At 61.3% G+C, this 12,826-nt stretch carries 8 protein-coding genes and 1 pseudogene; 1 reads left to right on the forward strand and 8 read right to left on the reverse strand.

Annotation, left to right across the window (positions count from 1 at the left end):
- Positions 1–4: 4 nt before the first annotated feature.
- The gene (locus EDF61_RS13010) at positions 5–700 is read right to left on the reverse strand and encodes an aminoglycoside 3'-phosphotransferase (RefSeq protein WP_286172250.1); all 696 of its coding nucleotides are present in this window, start codon (positions 698–700) and stop codon (positions 5–7) included.
- Between the two features lie 199 nt (positions 701–899).
- Between EDF61_RS13010 and EDF61_RS13015 the strand changes: the two genes are divergently transcribed.
- Positions 900–2,507, forward strand: a complete 1,608-nt coding sequence (locus tag EDF61_RS13015; RefSeq protein WP_133834344.1) for an alkaline phosphatase D family protein — start codon at positions 900–902, stop codon at positions 2,505–2,507.
- A gap of 71 nt (positions 2,508–2,578) precedes the next feature.
- On the opposite strand, the gene EDF61_RS13020 is transcribed toward EDF61_RS13015, so the two are convergent.
- From EDF61_RS13020 to gluQRS, 7 genes and pseudogenes are all read right to left on the reverse strand, one after another.
- Complete coding sequence (locus EDF61_RS13020; RefSeq protein WP_105657993.1) at positions 2,579–3,865, reverse strand: aspartate kinase; 1,287 nt, start codon at positions 3,863–3,865, stop codon at positions 2,579–2,581.
- Positions 3,866–4,046: 181 nt separating this feature from the next.
- Positions 4,047–4,598: a hypothetical protein gene (locus EDF61_RS13025; protein WP_133834345.1), complete on the reverse strand. Its 552-nt coding sequence runs from the start codon at positions 4,596–4,598 to the stop codon at positions 4,047–4,049.
- 415 nt (positions 4,599–5,013) lie between these two features.
- Positions 5,014–5,490 carry a MarR family winged helix-turn-helix transcriptional regulator gene (locus EDF61_RS13030; RefSeq protein ID WP_105657995.1) on the reverse strand — a complete coding sequence of 159 codons (477 nt, stop codon included), beginning with the start codon at positions 5,488–5,490 and terminating at the stop codon, positions 5,014–5,016.
- 8 nt (positions 5,491–5,498) lie between these two features.
- A complete protein-coding gene (locus EDF61_RS13035) occupies positions 5,499–7,121 on the reverse strand; it encodes an MFS transporter (protein ID WP_105657996.1) in 1,623 nt (540 codons plus the stop codon).
- Between the two features lie 409 nt (positions 7,122–7,530).
- A pseudogene (gene recR, locus EDF61_RS13040) lies at positions 7,531–8,121 on the reverse strand (recombination mediator RecR); the annotation flags it as partial.
- A gap of 90 nt (positions 8,122–8,211) precedes the next feature.
- The gene (locus tag EDF61_RS13045) at positions 8,212–11,871 is read right to left on the reverse strand and encodes a DNA polymerase III subunit gamma and tau (protein ID WP_133834346.1); all 3,660 of its coding nucleotides are present in this window, start codon (positions 11,869–11,871) and stop codon (positions 8,212–8,214) included.
- A gap of 12 nt (positions 11,872–11,883) precedes the next feature.
- Entirely contained in the window at positions 11,884–12,801 is a 918-nt protein-coding gene (gluQRS, locus tag EDF61_RS13050; RefSeq protein WP_133834347.1) for a tRNA glutamyl-Q(34) synthetase GluQRS, read from the reverse strand.
- Positions 12,802–12,826 lie beyond the last annotated feature (25 nt).

Raw genomic sequence — 12,826 nt, forward strand, 5'->3', positions numbered from 1 at the left:
CCTCCTAGGTTGCGTCCCAGACCTTTCGGTAGAACGACGCCTTCCGCTCATCGGGTTCGATTCCGTACCCGGCGTAGACATGTTGTTCGAAACCAGGCCCGTAATTCCACTCGGTGCTCCATGCGGCAACGGCGAGATCCGCCCAGCGGTCTCCAAGACCCAATTTCCCCATATCCACATGCGCGCTGAAATCATGGCTATCGGTGATGATCGTGTTGGGCAGGCAAGCATCGCCATGGCAGGCCACAAGATCAAGCTCCGGGATTTCAGCCAGCAAAGCAGCTTGCTCCTGGTCAGGCAGGTGCTGGATGCGGGATTCCAGATCCCAGCTGAAGGGGCACTGGTCGACCGGCAGCCGATCGTGCAGGTGGCGCAGACCGGCGCCCACTGCATACGCGGATCGCGCCGGATCGCTTTTGCCAAGCTCGCTGACTGCACTGTGCCCGGGCAATGCTGCCGTGACGAGCAGCTGGCCGTCAGCATATTGACCGCAGCTGAGCACTTCGGGGACTCTGATGAATTCTCCCGCCCACCGCATGCGCAGGGCTTCAGCCAGGAGATCGCCGTCCTCTTCGGGAGGGCATCCCGGCGACCACTTGGCGAAGCGCATCGGCTCGCCCTGCCCAAGCCGGTATGTTATCCCGCCAAATGCGTTCTGCCAGATACCCTCGATTTCCGCCTGGCCGGCTGCAGTGCGCACAGCTGGAGGAACTGGGTGGCCAGCCGACGGCGGGCCAGAAATGACTTGAGGTGAACTCATTTTTCTAGTCTGCCAGTAATGGGCGTGCTTTGGAGTTCAGGATCTCTGGATTCGTGGTGTGGACAGGACACGAACGATTTCTCTTGGTGTTCATCTGGGCTCAAGGAAATGGCTGATCAAGTCGTGAACACTGAATCACATGAATAATATTTCGCGACGCAAATTGCTCACCGGCGCCATTGGCGCAGGTGCTTTGACCTTGGTTGGGCCCACTGGAACAGCGCTGGCTTCCAGCAGTCCCCGACTCGTGCGTTCCCGCCTGGGATTGACCAGCGGATTTTCCATGGGGGATGTCTCTGCCAGCAATGCCGTACTCTGGGCTCGCAGCTCCGGGGAAGGCCGCTTGCGCGCGCAGCTGCGTGCGGTGGACGAAGCGGGGGAAATCATCCGCGGCCGTGGATCCTTCGCCAAGACTTTGCGCGGTGCCTACGCCCGCGAGGCCACTGACTTCACTGCAAAGATCAATGCCGAGCATCTGCCTGCCGGTACCCGTTTCGCGGTCAGCATCGGTTTCGAGGACGATAACGGCACCCTTGGCGAGACTCAGAACGGCTGGTTCAGCACCGCACCGGCGTTGACCGGTCGCCGCAACCACGACGCCTCCCGTGCCCAGAGTTTTGTGTGGTCCGGCGACACCGCTGGCCAGGGCTGGGGCATCAACGAAGAAATCGGTGGCATGCGCGCCTACGCGGCCATGCATGCAACCAAGCCGGACTTCTTCGTGCACAGCGGCGACACCATCTACGCCGACGGCCCGATTGCCGCAGAAGTTGTGGAACCGGACGGCCAGATCTGGCGCAACTTGGTCACCGAGGAAGTCTCCAAGGTGGCCGAAACCCTGGCCGAGTACCGTGGGCGGCACCGCTACAACCTGATGGACCGCAACGTGCGTGCCATGTATTCCGAGGTTCCGGTGATTGCCCAGTGGGATGACCACGAGACCCATAATAACTGGTGGCCGGGTGAGGTCATCGAAGATGAGCGCTACACGGTGCGCGATATCAACACCCTTGCCGCCCGCGGCCGCCAGGCCTGGCAGGAATACCAGCCGATCGCCGACCCGCGCGCCATGCGCGCAGGCACCGGATTCGAGGCAGCACGCATCTACCGCAAAATCTCGCGTGGTCCAGCAATGGACCTGTTCGCATTGGACATGCGCAGCTACAAGTCCGAGAACACCGCCGGAATGGAAGAGAAGTCCACTTCAATTCTCGGCGAAGAGCAGCTGAATTGGCTAGTCGATTCCTTGGCCAAGTCCAAGGCAACCTGGAAAGTCATTCTCAACGACCTGCCGCTGGGCATCATTGTTCCGGACGGCAAGGCGCAGGAATCAATTTCCAACGCAGACCACGGCGCACCACTAGGCCGCGAGCTGGAACTTGCCCGCCTGCTCAAGGCCATTAAGGACCGCGGCATCAAGAATGTCGTCTTCCTGACCGCGGATGTGCACTATTGCGCGGCGCACCACTACTCTCCAGAGCGTGCAGCCTTCAGCGAGTTCAATGAGTTCTGGGAATTCGTGGCCGGTCCAGTCAATGCCGGTTCCTTCGGGCCGAACCAAATGGATGGCACTTTCGGACCACGCGTGGACTTCTCGCTGGCTGGCAGCACCAACCAGTCGCCGCGCGATGGCAAGGGCCAGTTCTTCGGCCACGTCGACCTCGATGAGCAGGGCCTGTTCACCGTCACGCTGCGCAATGGCTTGGGCGAAATCGTCTACACCAAGACGCTGGAACCGAATAAATAGCAGTTAATTGGGAGAACGCCTGCGAAACAGTAATTGTTTCGCAGGCGTTCTCCTTTTCAGCTTGTCGGCGCTTAGCGGCCGGTGCCGCCGTAGACGGTGGCTTCCACGTCGGTATCCAGATCGAACGCGGTGTGGATAGCGCGTACTGCATCGTTGAGCTTGTCGGCGTCGGTGACCACGGAGATGCGGATCTCTGAAGTGGAGATCATGTCCACGTTCACGCCCGCGCGGTGCAATGCCTCGAAGAAGGTGAAGGAGACTCCTGGATTCGAGCGCATTCCGGCACCGATCAGCGAGAGCTTGCCAACCTCGTCATTGTGCTCGATTTCCTCGAAACCGATCTCCGGCTTCGCGGTGTTCAGTGCTTCAAGCACATGCTTGGTCTCGGTCATCGGCAGGGTGAAGGAGATATCGGTGGCACCCGAACCGCGGGTCGAGATGTTCTGCACAATCATGTCGATATTGGCCTGCGCAGCGGCGATAACCCCGAAAATCTGTGCTGCTTTGCCGGGGATGTCCGGAACGCCAATGATGGTGACCTTGGCTTCGGAGTGGTCGTGGGCGACACCTGAGATGATTGGCTGTTCCAAGGGTTCTCCCTCTTGAATTTTGATTTTGTCTTCGGGATCCGGGAGCACCCAGGTGCCCTCGTTGGTGCTGAATGAAGAGCGCACGTGCAGCGGCACGCCGAACCGGCGGGCGTATTCCACGCAACGCAGGTGCAAGATCTTCGAGCCGCTGGCGGCCATTTCCAGCATTTCTTCACTGGTGATCTTCTCGATCTTCTTGGCCGAGGCGACCACGCGCGGGTCGGCGGTGTAGATGCCGTCCACGTCGGTGTAGATTTCGCAGACATCGGCGCCCAGCGCTGCGGCCAGCGCGACGGCGGTGGTGTCCGAGCCGCCACGGCCCATGGTGGTGATGTTCTTGGATTCCTTGCTCATGCCCTGGAAACCGGCGACGATGGCGATGAATCCGCGGTCGATGGCACGGCGTACGCGCTGCGGGGAGACCTCCATGATGCGGGCTTTGCCGTGGGTGGAGTCGGTGATCAAGCCTGCCTGCGAGCCGGTGAATGAAGCAGCCTGCTCGCCGAGCTGGTTGATCGCCATCGCCAGCAGCGACATCGAGATGCGTTCGCCAGCGGAGAGCAGCATGTCCATCTCGCGGGCTGGTGCATCATCGGTAAGCTGGCCTGCCAGGTCCAGCAAGTCATCGGTGGTGTCGCCCATTGCGGAAACAACGACAACGACGTCATGGCCCTTGGATTTAGTATCAATAATTCGGCGCGCTACACGCTTGATGCCTTCGGCATCTGAAACGGAAGAACCGCCAAACTTTTGAACAATTAGGCCCATGGGCACTCACTCCACCTGTTGAAAGCTGTGCCTCGCCGCCGGTGGTTTTTGATGGAACTGTGGCGCGAGACATCTACCAGATAAATATTGTGACAGCTACGGGGCGACATGTCCTAGTTGTGAAGGTAACCATTGGTCATATTGCCTAGGAACCTCAATGCAGGTTGTTGAAAAACACTGGCTACCCCTTGAATTCAGCCAAAATTTGTCGCCAAAAGCCCTTCCATCCAGACACCTGTTCAGGTGTTCCAGCCTTAGTAATGTTTATGGCAACCGAGGATTTTCCACCTTTGAGGCCAATGTCTACCTGTGTCTTGGTTCCGTCGCTGAAATCAGCTCGCCAATAGCGCCATCGCTCTGAGCCGCTGGTGCGTGCAGGTTCGGAAAGCTGGTGGCCGTTGAACTCCTGGCGCCCCTGGACGCAGGCGATCCAGCGTTCCAGCGCGGTATCCAAATCAGCATCGATCGTGCTGCTCACCGAACTTTGGAAGGTGCCGTCTTGGGATTGGCCGGGCAGGCGTCGGCCAATGTGCTGCTCATAGGCTACAGCCACGGATTGAGCCCACCAGCCCGGAGTATCGACGGTTGGGGGCATGTGGGTGAAAGCCAGTTCGGCTATCTGCTTGTGCGTAAGTTGATCGGCTCCGCCAGCGCGCAGTTTGGCGCACCACTGATCCCATTCAATGCCGGTGGCCTTGGCGATGGCCGGGAGGTTGCTGCTTTTTGTTGCCATGAGGACAGTCTAGGGCGGACTTGGAGCTGTCGGTACTCCGAAGCGATGCGCCGGGCCCGCAGGAGCCTGCCGCTTTTCTGCGGGTCCTGCATCAGCGGAAGCAGCCTCTGAATCCATTCGTTCTGCGTCATGTCGCGCAGGCCCGCGGCATCCATGATGCCTGCCCATTCCTTCCACTCTTGAACCAGTGCGGATTTCGATTTTCCCTAATCTGCCCAGTGAAGTGCCCATGTACCGAAACCTGGCAAGCTCCAACAACAAGGTGGCCGCGGCGCCGCTGTCTGGCGCCGGGGAATGGGCCGTGAGCGAGGGCGCTGTGCGAAGCCGTGAACTGCCGGTGCATGTAGTGGGCTTTAAAAGCCCCTGGCCGGTCTTCTCGGTAATTCCGAGAAGACCGGCCTGGGATTGGACCGCTCTAGAGGGACTTGATTTCCAAATTCAATCGGCTCAGGAGGTCGATGAGTGCCGACAGATCCTCATTGTCCCAATTGGTCATGCGCGAGCGGAGCTCTGTACGCCACCCTTGGAAGCATTCATGCCACCTTTCAACCGCAAGCTCGGTAGGCAGGATGTGGAACACCCTCCGGTCTTCCGGGTCGACTTCACGCTTGACCAGCGCCAGCTGTTCCAGCTTGGTGATCATGCGCGATAGCGCAGCTTTATCGACCAGCAAGTGTTCGCAGATTTCAGACTGGGTGATGCGTTGGCTGCGCAGAATCATCCCGAGCACGGGCAGGTATCCCGGGGTGAGCCGGCTGTCGAGCCGAGTGGCCAGTTCCCGCTTGGCACGCGCCGTCAGCGCGATCAGTGAAAATAACTCCTGTTCGGCTGAGGCATAGAGATCGGGACGTTGAGCGGCGGGAACGTCTTCGGCTTTGCTTGAAACCTGCACCGGATCTCCTAGTTGCCAGCTGGCGTTTCTGCCTTGGCTGCGTCCTGGTCCTCAGCAGCCAGCTCCTGCATGCGTTCACTTGCAGTCTGGGTCTTCAGCGACTGGTTGGGGATCAGGCAGACAGCCACGACGATGAGCAGCGACAGCGGAGCGGCAATGGTGAACAGCGAAGGCACTGCGTCGCCGTAGATGGACTCGAAGATCACGCGGACCGGTTCAGGCATCGCTGCAACTGAAGGCAGGGTGCCCGATCCCAATGCTGCGGTCAGCTCCTTGGCTTGGTCGCCCAGGGAAGCCAGGGCTGCGGCCAAATCGGATTGCCGGTCGGCGATCATGTTCGGCACAGTGGTCGCCAGTATGGCGCCCAGGCCTGCGGTACCCGCAGTGCCGCCCAAGGTGCGGAAGAAGTTCACGGCCGAGGAGGCTACACCCAGTTCCTTGACGTGGACCGAGTTCTGCACGACCAGCACCATGTTCTGCATGACAAGGCCCATGCCGGCGCCGAGGATGAACATGTAGGCGGCGACCAACGCGTAGTTGGTGTCGTAGTGGATGGTTCCCAGCAGGAACAGCCCAACGACGATCAGCACCGAACCGGTGACAACCAGTGCCTTCCACTTGCCGGTGCGCGAGATCATCGCACCGCCGATGGTGGAGATGACCAGCAGGCCGCCCATCAGCGGGAAGGTCATCAGGCCGGCCATGGTGGCTGATGCGCCACGGGCCATGATCATGTACTGGCTGAGGAACACCGAGGTGCCGAACATCGAAACGCCAACGGCCAGCGATGCGATGACCGCGAAGGTGAAGGTGCGGTTCTTGAACAGGCCCAGGCTCAGCAGCGGCTCGGAGGACTTGGCTTCGACCAGAATGAACAGCGCCAGCAGGATTACCGCACCGGCAATCATCAGGTAGCTGGTCGTCGAGGCCCACTCGAACTGCGAGCCGCCCAGCGACATCCAGATCAGCAGCAGCGAGACGCCGGAGGAAAGCAGGACGATGCCCCAGTAGTCGATCTTGACCTTGCGCTTGGCCATGGCCGGAAGGTGCAAGGTGCGCTGGATCAGGATGACCGCAGCGATGGCGAAAGGCAGGGCGATGAAGAAGTTCCAGCGCCAGTTGATGGTGTCAGTAACGAAGCCGCCGATCAGCGGGCCGCCCACGGTGCCAACGGCCATGACCGCGCCGAACAGGCCCATGTACTTGCCGCGTTCGCGGGGGGAGAGGAAATCGGCCATGACGATCTGCGCCAAGGCGCCTACGCCGCCACCGGCCAGGCCCTGGACGACGCGCATGGTGATCAGGAAGCTGGTGTCCTGCGAGAAACCTGCGGCGGCCGAGGCCAGCACGAAGATGCCGAGCGAGATCTGCAGCAGCAGTTTGCGGTTGCCCAGGTCGGCGAGCTTGCCCCAGATCGGAGTGGAGATGGTGGTCGCCAACAAGGTGGCGGTGACCACCCAGGTGTAGGCGGTCTGGCTGCCGTTGAGATCGGAGACGATCACTGGCAGCGAGCTGGAAACGACGGTGCTGGCCAAGATGGAGACGAACATGCCCATCAAAATGCCCGTGAGGGCAGTGAGGATTTCGCGGTGAGTCATCTTGGGCTTGGCGACCGGTGCGGTTGCGGTCATGGAAGCTCCAAAAATTTAGGGTCAGGCATAGAGGGCCTGAATGGTTGATTGATATCAACTATACGGCGATAGTTGACTATTATCAACTAAGCGTGTTTCACCCCACATCACCGTGCTGGCATAGAAAAACGCCCTGCGCTCAAGCCGGCGAACCGGAAGAGTGCAGAGCGTTCCAAGGCAACCAGAACTACTGGCTGCGACGGCTATCCATCTCGGGGACTACCGGATGCGAAGGCCCTTCGCCAGCGTTGCTGGAAGAAACCGGCGCACCGCCAACGTGCAGCAGGCGAGGTTCGGATAGCTGGGCTTTCGGCTTCTCTGCAGCTTCTCCGGACTGATCTTGCGGCGCCTGCTCCTCGGATCCCTGCTTCTGGGCCTTGGCGCGGGCCGGACCCGGCGCGGTGCGGCCGGCAGCGCGACGTCCCTCGAAGGCGCGGGCCAGGGTCACTTCATCGGCGTATTCCAGATCGCCGCCCACCGGCAGGCCGGAGGCCAACCGGGTGATGTGGATGCCCAAAGGGGCTAGCGCGCGCACCAGGTACACGGCGGTGGCTTCGCCTTCGAGATTCGGGTCGGTGGCCAGGATCAGTTCGGTGATCGAGTCATCGGCCAAGCGGGTTACCAGCTCGCGGATGTGCAGCTGTTCCGGGCCAATGCCTGCCAGCGGATTAATGGAACCGCCGAGCACGTGGTACTTGCCGGAGAACGCCCGGGTGCGCTCAATGGCCAGGACGTCCTTGGACTCCTCCACGATGCAGATCTTGGTGCCATCGCGGCGTTCATCGCGGCAAATGGCGCAGGTTTCCTGCTCCGAGATGTTGAAGCAGATCTCGCAGAACTTCACCTTTTCCTTGACCAGCTGGATCGAGGCGGCGAGCCGGGTCATGTCCTCGGCATCGGCGTCAAGAATGTGGAAAGCAATGCGCTGAGCCGACTTCGGGCCGATGCCAGGCAAGCGACCGAGCTCGTCGATCAGTTCCTGTACAGCACCTTCGTACACGTGCGCCTACTTTCTAGCTTGCTTCAATACCGTGAAATCGTTCCGTGGTACACCCTAGTGTCTCACTCCGACAGTTCGCCGTGGTGCCGGCTACAAGCTTCGTTTGATTTCCACTACATTCCCGTTGACGTCGCGCTGCTCGATGACCATGCCGCCGAGCAGGCGTTCCACGGCTGGAACACCGATCAGTGCCGAATCCTCGACCTCGATATCATCGTCGCTCGGGACAAATTCCTCGGGCTCTTGCACCGGAGCAGGCGCGGGAGCCGAAGCAGGACCGCCCCAGCCGCTCGCCGCCTGGGCAGGCGCCGGCGCACTGGGTGCGTTCTTCGCCTGGTCCATCAGCTGCTGGTATCGGCTCATGCGGCCTGAGGCCGCCGGTGCGGAATCCGCAGGATCCGGTGCCGGTTCAGCCTGTGGAGCGCCCCATCCCGGAGCGGATTCAGGGGCCGGCTGCGGGGCTGCCGGGGGTTGCACCGGTGCGGCCGGTTCCTGGCGAGGCTGTTCCTGGTGCTGGGGGCGGACCTGCGGCTGCGTTTGGGCAGCCCGCGGCGCCGGGGCTTCCGGAACCGATGGAGCTGATGGCGCCACAGCTTGTGGAGCCTGCTGCCCGGATTCGCCAACCGCTAGATTCCCGAAGGAATCGGTGGTGCTTTCCGGGTGCAACGGGGTCGAAGAAACCGGACGTGCAATGTTCGGAACACCGCCCTCAGCCTGGCGCGCTGTCATTCCGGCAGTCATCCGGGGCTTAGGAGCCACCGGAGGTCCACCGAAACTCCGTGGTGCACTAGCCGCCGGCGCTGGCGCTGGCGCTGGCGCTGCCGGGGTCGGCTGCGGAGCCACGGCCGGGACCGGAGCCTGTTGCTGCGGCTGAACCTGCTGCGCTTCCGGAACAGAACCAGCTGGCACGTAGTACGGGTCATCCGGGAACGGTGGCTCGTCGAAGTAGGGTTCATCCGCGGGAGGCGGGACGTCATCGTAGGAGTTGTCGTACCCGTCATGGGCGCGTGGTGCAGGCGCGACTGGTGCCGAGCTTGGCACAGCGGATACCGGGCGCTGCTGCGGTGCCGGAGCGGCAGCTTGGGCCCGTGCCGCAGCGCGCGCAGCCGCCCCAGCAGAACTTACAGCCTTGGTGAACTTAGTTGGTGCTGGGGTTGGCGCCGGGATTGGCCGGCGCTCACCTTTTGGGGAACCACCACCGTTGGGGTTGGAGCCGCCTTCGGTGAGGATCACTTCGATCGGTGCACCGGTGACCTGGGATAGAACCCCGGTCAGCGTATTCATCAGATCCGGCCGGTTGCGCAGATTCACGATTGGGCCAGTATTGCTGAACGCCAAGGTGAGGGTGCGGCCATCGAAGCCTGCCACAGAGCCATAGGTGGCAACCATGGAATGCAGGACGCGCGAGCTGCCTTGCAACTGCTGCAAGATCGTTGGCCACGCTTGCTGGAACATCGCCACCGGTGAGCCGGTGTCCTGTGGTGCTGGCTGGCTCTGCGGCATCCCGCTAGGGGCACCATGTTGAGGTTGCTGAGCACCCTGTTGTTGTTGTTGCTGTTGCGGTGCTTGAGCGCGTCGGGCCTGTTCTTGCGCGGCTCGCTGTTGTGCTTCGCGTTCAGCTTGTTCGCGTTGGGACTGTTCTTGTGCGGCTCGCTGTTGTGCTTCGCGTTCAGCTTGTTCGCGTTGGGACTGTTCTTGTGCGGCGCGCTGTTGTGCTTCGCGTTCAGCTTGTTCGCGTTGGGACTGTTCTTGTGCGGCGCGCTGTTGTGCTTCGCGTTCAGCTTGTTCGCGTTGGGCTTGTTCTTGCGCCTGGTGGGCAGCGTGGCGCTGAGCATCCACGCCAGCCTGGCTAGCTTCTGGTGCCTGTTGCGGCTGTGCCGACTGCGGTGCTTGTGGTGTTCGGTTGGCAGCCGCACGACGTGCGAATTCGGCCATGGCAGGATTTTGCTTCACGTCATCAATGGAGACCCCGGTGCCGAATGACAGGTCTTCACCGCTGGAAGGATCAGGGACCAAGCTGAATGGTGCCACGCCTTCCGGACGAGCTGCCGGAATACTCGGACCAGGCTGCACCTCGGTGGTCACCGAGTAGTTTTCGCCCTTTGGACCCCAAGTTGCACCCCAGTCAGCGGCTTCACCAGTGTTCAGCGACGCTGCCGCGCCTGGATCCAGCGGAGCATTTGGATCATCATCGTGTGGCTGTGGCTGTGGCTGTGATGGCGCGGACTGCTGGGGATGCGTTTCCTGCTCGGCAGGCACTGGCTGCGGAGTCTCTTGAGGCTGCTCGGTGCGCTGAGCTTGAACTGGTTCTGCGTGCTGCGCGGGCTGCTGTATTTGCGCTGGAGCCTCGGGAGCCTGCTGTTGCGGCTGGGCATGATTTGGCTGAACCTGTGGGGCCTGTTCGCCAGCCACTGGTTCGCCCTGCGCTTCAGCCGGTTCGGGTGCACCCTCACGACGGGATTTGGCGGCGGCCAGGGCTTCGCGTACTGCGGCAGCACCCTGACGCGCGGCGCCCGGGTTAGGAGTGGCGTTCATTGAGGCACCAGCACTTGCAGCGTCGTTCTCATCAAGCGCAGGCAGCGCTCCACCGGTCATCGCATGGCGCTCCAACCGATCCAGCCGAGCGGCAAAAGCGCTGTCGGAATTCTGCGAACCGGGCAGCATCAAGCGCGCGGCCAGCAATTCCAGGTGCAGACGAGGCGAAGTTGCGCCGGTCATCTCGCTCAGGGCCTTGTTGGTGACATCGGCCCATCGCGATAGTTCGTCTGCACCGACCAAGCCAGCTTGCAAGCGAAGGGATTCAAGCTGGTCTTCTGGTACGCCGCGCAAGATCTTCTCCAGGCCTTCTGGCATGGCCTTGGCGATGATCAGATCGCGGAAGCGCTCCAGCACATCTTCAACGAAGCGCCGGGGATCCAGACCGGTCTGGATGATGCGGTCAATCGCACCGAACAGACCAGCGCCATCGGATTCGTGCAGCGACAAGGTGACCTCATCGAGCAGTGTCGAGTGGGTGTAGCCCAGCAGTGCAATGGCCGTCTCGTAATCCAGGTTGCCATCGCGGGCACCAGCGATCAGCTGATCCAGCACCGAAAGTGTGTCGCGGACCGACCCGCCGCCAGCACGGATCACCAGTGGCAGTACGCCTTCGGCTACCGCGACGCTTTCGCGTTCGCAGAGCACTTGCAGGTACGCCAGCAATGCCTCTGGCGGAACCAGACGGAATGGGTAGTGGTGGGTACGCGAGCGGATGGTGCCGATGACCTTTTCCGGCTCGGTAGTCGCGAAGATGAATTTGATGTGCGCCGGTGGCTCTTCAACGATCTTCAGCAAGGCATTGAAGCCTGCCGCCGTGACCATGTGGGCCTCATCGATGATGAAGATCTTGTAGCGGTCGCGAGTTGGCGCGAAGGTTGCGCGCTCGCGCAGATCGCGGGCATCATCTACGCCGCCATGGCTGGCCGCGTCAATCTCGATGACGTCCAGCGAACCCGGGCCACCATTGGCAAGGTCCACGCAGCTTGGGCAGGTGCCGCAAGGAACGGGCGTAGGGCCCTGCTCGCAGTTCAAGCAACGGGCCAAAATGCGGGCAGAAGTCGTCTTGCCGCAACCGCGCGGACCGGAGAATAGATAGGCGTGGTTGACGCGGTTCTTCTCCAGCGCCGTCATCAAGGGCGCGGTAACGTGCTCCTGGCCGATAACGTCGCCAAACGTATCGGGACGATATCTGCGATATAGCGCTGTACTCACACCGGTTCCCTATCAGTTGCCTGATGCTTTAGGCATCAGCTGTTGGACAATATTCAATGGTTCGACGGTCCACGGTTCACGTGGCAGATTCGCCGGATCGAAAGCTTCCAGGGCTGCCTGCAAACTTGTGCTGGGCAAGCCCAATGACTCTAGCAAAATCGCCACAACGTTGGCTGGATGCACACCTTGTTCGGTGATCTCTTCGAGTGTTACTGCACCGTCGCGTTTAGCCAAGCGCTGGCCCTTGGTGTTCAGTGCCAGCGGTACGTGCGCGTAGGCCGGGACCGTGTAGCCCAGTAGCGTTGCCAGGTAGGCCTGCCGCGGCGCAGAAGAGAGCAAATCATCTCCGCGCACGACCTGGTCGATGCCTGAGAACGCATCGTCGACGACAACCGCAAGGTTGTAGGCGGGAGCTCCATCGTTGCGGATCAGGACGAAGTCATCTACCGCACCGGTGTAATCGCCGAATAGTTCGTCATGAACAGAAAATTCGTTCACTTCTGAACGCAGTCGCAAGGCGGCTGGACGGTTCTGTGCTTTAGCCGAGCGTTCGCTGGCGCTCAGATCGCGGCAGGTTCCCGGGTAGGCGCCGGGCGCAGCATGCGGAGCACTTGCGGCTTCGGCGATGTCCTTGCGCGAGCAGAAGCATTCATAGACCAAGCCGCGGGCCTTGAGCCGCTCAACGGCCTGGAGATAAATCGGAAGGCGGTCGGACTGTCGGAGAATTTCGCCGTCGAAATCAAGGCCCAAGGACGATAATTCAGCAATTTGGATGGCTTCGGCGCCGGAACGAACACGATCCAAGTCTTCAATGCGCAGTAGGAATTTGCGTTGCGAGGAGCGGGCGAAAAGCCAAGCGAGGATGGCCGTGCGCAAATTGCCAAGGTGGAGTGGCCCCGAAGGGCTAGGGGCGAAACGGCCAGCGCCCACGTGGACTCCATTCGGCTTGCGTAAG

The organism is Arthrobacter sp. JUb115 (assembly GCF_004365035.1).
In the GTDB taxonomy this organism is placed as follows: domain Bacteria; phylum Actinomycetota; class Actinomycetes; order Actinomycetales; family Micrococcaceae; genus Glutamicibacter.

What these genes read in the sequence shown, in the direction of transcription:
- EDF61_RS13015 (WP_133834344.1), top strand. Translation starts at nt 900, where the DNA reads ATGAATAATATTTCGCGACGCAAATTGCTCACCGGCGCCATTGGCGCA.
- EDF61_RS13020 (WP_105657993.1), bottom strand. Translation starts at nt 3,865, where the DNA reads ATGGGCCTAATTGTTCAAAAGTTTGGCGGTTCTTCCGTTTCAGATGCC.
- EDF61_RS13025 (WP_133834345.1), bottom strand. Translation starts at nt 4,598, where the DNA reads ATGGCAACAAAAAGCAGCAACCTCCCGGCCATCGCCAAGGCCACCGGC.
- EDF61_RS13035 (WP_105657996.1), bottom strand. Translation starts at nt 7,121, where the DNA reads ATGACCGCAACCGCACCGGTCGCCAAGCCCAAGATGACTCACCGCGAA.